The organism is Vicinamibacteria bacterium (assembly GCA_035620555.1).
Taxonomy (GTDB): Bacteria; Acidobacteriota; Vicinamibacteria; order Marinacidobacterales; family SMYC01; genus DASPGQ01.
Genome location: DASPGQ010000063.1, coordinates 1 through 3,893, shown reverse-complemented (window position 1 = coordinate 3,893; position 3,893 = coordinate 1). Strand labels below are relative to the sequence as shown.

General features: G+C 62.0%; 5 protein-coding genes. 4 read left to right on the top strand and 1 reads right to left on the bottom strand.

The genetic code is table 11. The features are described 5' to 3' along the window. The first annotated feature begins 62 nt into the window (after nucleotides 1–62). Both VEK15_02405 and VEK15_02400 read left to right on the top strand, forming a co-directional pair. The gene (locus VEK15_02405) at nucleotides 63–218 is read left to right on the top strand and encodes a hypothetical protein (GenBank protein HXV59518.1); all 156 of its coding nucleotides are present in this window, start codon (nucleotides 63–65) and stop codon (nucleotides 216–218) included. A gap of 79 nt (nucleotides 219–297) precedes the next feature. Beyond that, entirely contained in the window at nucleotides 298–1,137 is an 840-nt protein-coding gene (locus VEK15_02400; protein HXV59517.1) for a transporter substrate-binding domain-containing protein, read from the top strand. Nucleotides 1,138–1,147: 10 nt separating this feature from the next. Here VEK15_02400 and VEK15_02395 read toward each other — a convergent pair whose 3' ends face one another. Further along, entirely contained in the window at nucleotides 1,148–1,906 is a 759-nt protein-coding gene (locus VEK15_02395) for a hypothetical protein (GenBank protein HXV59516.1), read from the bottom strand. 269 nt (nucleotides 1,907–2,175) lie between these two features. Here VEK15_02395 and VEK15_02390 point away from each other — a divergent pair, with 269 nt between their 5' ends. Both VEK15_02390 and VEK15_02385 read left to right on the top strand, forming a co-directional pair. Next, nucleotides 2,176–2,754 (top strand): gluconate 2-dehydrogenase subunit 3 family protein, encoded by a 579-nt coding sequence (locus VEK15_02390; GenBank protein HXV59515.1) that lies wholly within the window; start codon nucleotides 2,176–2,178, stop codon nucleotides 2,752–2,754. A gap of 15 nt (nucleotides 2,755–2,769) precedes the next feature. Next, a partial coding sequence (locus tag VEK15_02385; protein HXV59514.1) for a GMC family oxidoreductase occupies nucleotides 2,770–3,893 on the top strand: 1,124 nt, incomplete at its 3' end.

Here is a 3,893-nt window from a genome sequence, read left to right as displayed (position 1 = left end):
ACAGCCAAGGGTCTTCGACGCATTAGCATTTCCGTATGCGAAGGCATTAGAGTCAAACATCCATGGAAAGCGCGAAGGGCGAAGCGAGGAAGCGTGGAACGACCGCATCGACTCTGAGATTGGATCGGTTCGGCCCGGTTTTGTTCGACTCGGAGGGCGTGCTCACGGCCTCCGCCGGGCTACACGCCGCAGCCCGGAAGAGGACGTTCGACCCGTGAAGCCGGGCGGCGGCGCACGGTGAACCGTTTCGGAATGCCTCGAACCCCTGAAGCAGGGCCGACTCCTCAACAAAACGCTATGAACGAGAAAGGAAACGTCCGGGAGATGCGATGGCGATCTGGATTCGTGTTTTTCACGGCCCTGTTCTTGATACAGGGCGCGGCCGTCTCCACCCAGGGACAGGAATACCCGGTTCTCGAGCGCATCGTCGAGACGGGGAAGATCCGCGTGGGAATGTCAGGCGATCAGGCGCCGTTCAACGTGAAGAGTCGTTCGGGCGAGCTCATCGGCTTCGAAGTCGACCTGGTGAGAATGATGGCTCAGTCGATGGGGGTTTTCGTCGAGTACGTGACCAAACCCTTTCCCGACCTGTTGCCGGCGTTGAAAGCAGGCGAAGTCGATATCGTGATGTCGGGTATGGCCATTACCGCCGAGCGCAGCCTGGAGGCGGTGTTCGTCGGGCCCTACCTGATGTCGGGCAAGTCGCTTCTCACCAACGACCCGGCTCTAGCGGAAGTCACTCGTACCGAAGACATCAACCAGGCCGGTCTCAGCATCGCCACACTCAGAAACTCGACGAGCCAGGCGTTTGCCGAAAAGCATCTGCCGATCGCGAAGCTCGTCACCGTAGAAACCTACGACCAGGGAATCCAGATGGTGATCTACGACGAGGTCGATGCCCTCGTCGCCGACATGCCGGCCTGCAATGTTGCCGTCCTTCGTTACCCCGACAGGAACCTCATGACGATCTCGGCGCCGTTCACCGTCGAGCCCATCGGGATCGCGGTTCGGGCGACCGAACTGCCGCTGCAGAGCCTGCTCGAGAACTACATCGAGGCCTACAAAGAGGCGGGAATGGTCGAGCTGCTGCAGGTCCAGTGGCTCGAGAGCGGCGACTGGATTTCGCAGCTTCCTTGAGCGAACCGTCCTATGGCTGAGATGCGTTCTCCCACATGTAGTCGGAGTGCCCGGAACAGATCGAACGGAACTCGGCCATGGCCAAAGCGTTGTTCTCAAAGGCCTCCTGATAGATGGCGTTCTGCATGGAGAGGAGCGTCTTGTGGTCGGCGCCGCTCAGCGTCTCGAGACGCCGGTACATCCCGCCCATGCGGTGGCTGTAGTAGCCCCAGCTCGTCAGGTGCCCCATGTCTGTGTGTTTTTTGTACAGCGGTGCGAGGACCTGGGAAAAGATCTCGTCGGCACGCGCCTCTCGAGACATGTCGCAAGAGTGGTAGGTAGAGATCGACGCATTGCCAACGGCACCGGCGCTGGTTGTCGGCGAGACCGCGATCCCGGTCCAAATGTAGTCGTCGTGACTCGAGCAAGCCTCCTGAAGTTCGTTCATCTCCGCGGCATTCTTGCTCCCCAACTCTTCGACGATCGCCGCCCGCACGTCCATCATCTGATTCATATCCGTGCCCAATACCGCCCAGATGCGGCGCCAGGGGCCTCCCTGGTTGTGCGACAGCCACAACGAGGTGGTCAAATGCCCCAGATCGACATGCTTCTGGGCAACGGGAGCGACGATTTGACGGTAAATCTCGTCGGCGCGCACCTCCTTCGCCTGATTGCAACGGTAATAGATGGCGAAGATGATCTGGTTGGCGTCGTCCTGAGCGAAAGCACCGGCGGGCAGCAGAAGGCTGACGATCGCCATGGCAACGAAAACAAACCCTAGCCTCTTCATGATTCCCTCCCAAAGAAAGTATGAGTCAAAAGACGGCGCAGTATGAGCTCCGGCCCCCAAACCGTCAAGTGCAACGAGACGCCGCGCGCGCCTCGAGGAGATTCCCGGAGACGGTGACAGAAGAGCCCGCGTGAGTTGAGGACCTGTGGGACATACGTTAGGCTTCACACCGGACCTCCCAAGTGAGAGACGTGAGGCGGCCAAAGAATTCCCGTCCGGAACCGCGTGCTCGCTCCGCCTCATCGGAGCCTGGACGATCTTCGGCACGGGTGGACGAGGATACCCCGACCGGGTCGACGGATCGTCGAGCGTTTCTCGAGCGGTTGGCCTCGGGCGCGCTGGGGTTTGCCAGCCTGGGTTGCTTGAGCGCGGCAGGTCTTGGTGCCGCCCAGGGACGGGCGCCCGATCGCCTGCGGGTTTTCGAAGAGCTCGAGGCCGAGCTCTTCGGCGCCTGGTGCGACGAGCTGGCTCCGGGCGCGGCCGATGCACGAGTTGCCAGTTTCGTCGACAAGTACCTGGCCGAGCCCTTCGAAGAATCCCTGCTGCTGCTTCGCGTGCTGCAGAACCCGCCGTTCGTCGACTTCTATCGGAACGGCCTCGCCGGGATCGATTTGGAGAGCCACTCCCGTTACGGGAGGTCCTTTCTCCGGATCTCTTCGAAAGAGCGTTCGGCGATCGTCGAGGCCGCGGCGACGTCTTCGACCGAGGCCTGGACCGATCCCAACCCTTTCTTCTTCTATCTCGTTTCGAGGAGCGACGCCGTCGATGTGGTTTACGGGACCGCCGAAGGATTTCGAAGACTCGGGGTCCCCTACCTCCCTCATATCCGTCCCCGCCCACCCTGGTAACTTCGTCTCGAGACGATGCAGCCATCTGACAACGAGCCGGTCGAGGTGGTGGTTGTCGGCTCGGGCATTGCCGGTAGCACGCTGGCCGCCGAGCTCTCCACGGCCGGATTCCATGTACTGACGCTCGAGGCGGGTCCCAAGCGTGAGCTCCAAGACATGGTGAGCTCACAGATTTGGGCGCGCCGACTCAAGTGGGGTGGCCCTCCCGTGGTCGGCGAGGGCAACTTCCTTCCCGCTTTCAACTTCTCGATGGGATGGGGCACCGGAGGCGCCGGACTGCATTGGTATGCCAATTGGTATCGGTTCCACCCCGACGATTTCAAGGAACGAACGCTCTACGGAAGAGGTCTCGACTGGCCCATCGACTATGACGAGCTCAGGCCGTACTACGACCGGGCCCAGCGCTACTTCGGTATCTGCGGCGATCTCACCCAAGAACCGTGGTCGCCGCCCGCCGATCCGTACCCGATGCCCCCGCTCGCCGAGCTTCCGCAATCGCGAGCCATCAAGATCGGCTTCGATGCGCTCGAGATACCGATTGCTCCCAATTCGCTCGCCATCAATAGCCGCCGCTATGAGGATCGTCGGCCGTGCATTCTGGATGGCTGGTGCGATGCCGGGTGTCCCATTGGCGCCCTCGCCAACCCGCTCGTGCTCCAATGGCCGAAGGCCCTAGGGGCCGGCGCGCGGCTCGAGCACCGGGCCCAGGTCACCAGAGTGGTGACCGACCCCTCGGGCCGGCGGGCCAAAGGGGTCGAGTATCGCGATGCCGATAACCGGCAACGCTTCCAGCCCGCCGAGATCGTGATCCTCGCTTGCCACACGATCTGGAACAGTCGCTTGTTGCTGCTTTCGGCAACCGGCGCCCATCCGGATGGCTTGGCCAATGGAAGCGGCCGGGTCGGGCGACATTTCATGTCTCACCCGACGGTGAGCATCTACGGGCTGTTCGACAAGCCGACCCAACCGCATCTCGGCCTCAGCGGGGGCAATATCTTCTCCCAGCATGGCTACAACGACAAGACGCCGGCCGTGACCGCTTTCGGCAGCCGCGCCTGGCTCGCGGGTCAAGCGGTCAAGCCCAATGACCTTCTCGGGATCGCCATGGCCCGGCCGGAGCTCTATGGACGGGCCCTGGA

Excerpts from the sequence above, each read along its gene's own strand:
- VEK15_02405 (HXV59518.1), top strand. The coding sequence starts at position 63 with ATGGAAAGCGCGAAGGGCGAAGCGAGGAAGCGTGGAACGACCGCATCG.
- VEK15_02400 (HXV59517.1), top strand. The coding sequence starts at position 298 with ATGAACGAGAAAGGAAACGTCCGGGAGATGCGATGGCGATCTGGATTC.
- VEK15_02395 (HXV59516.1), bottom strand. The coding sequence starts at position 1,906 with ATGAAGAGGCTAGGGTTTGTTTTCGTTGCCATGGCGATCGTCAGCCTT.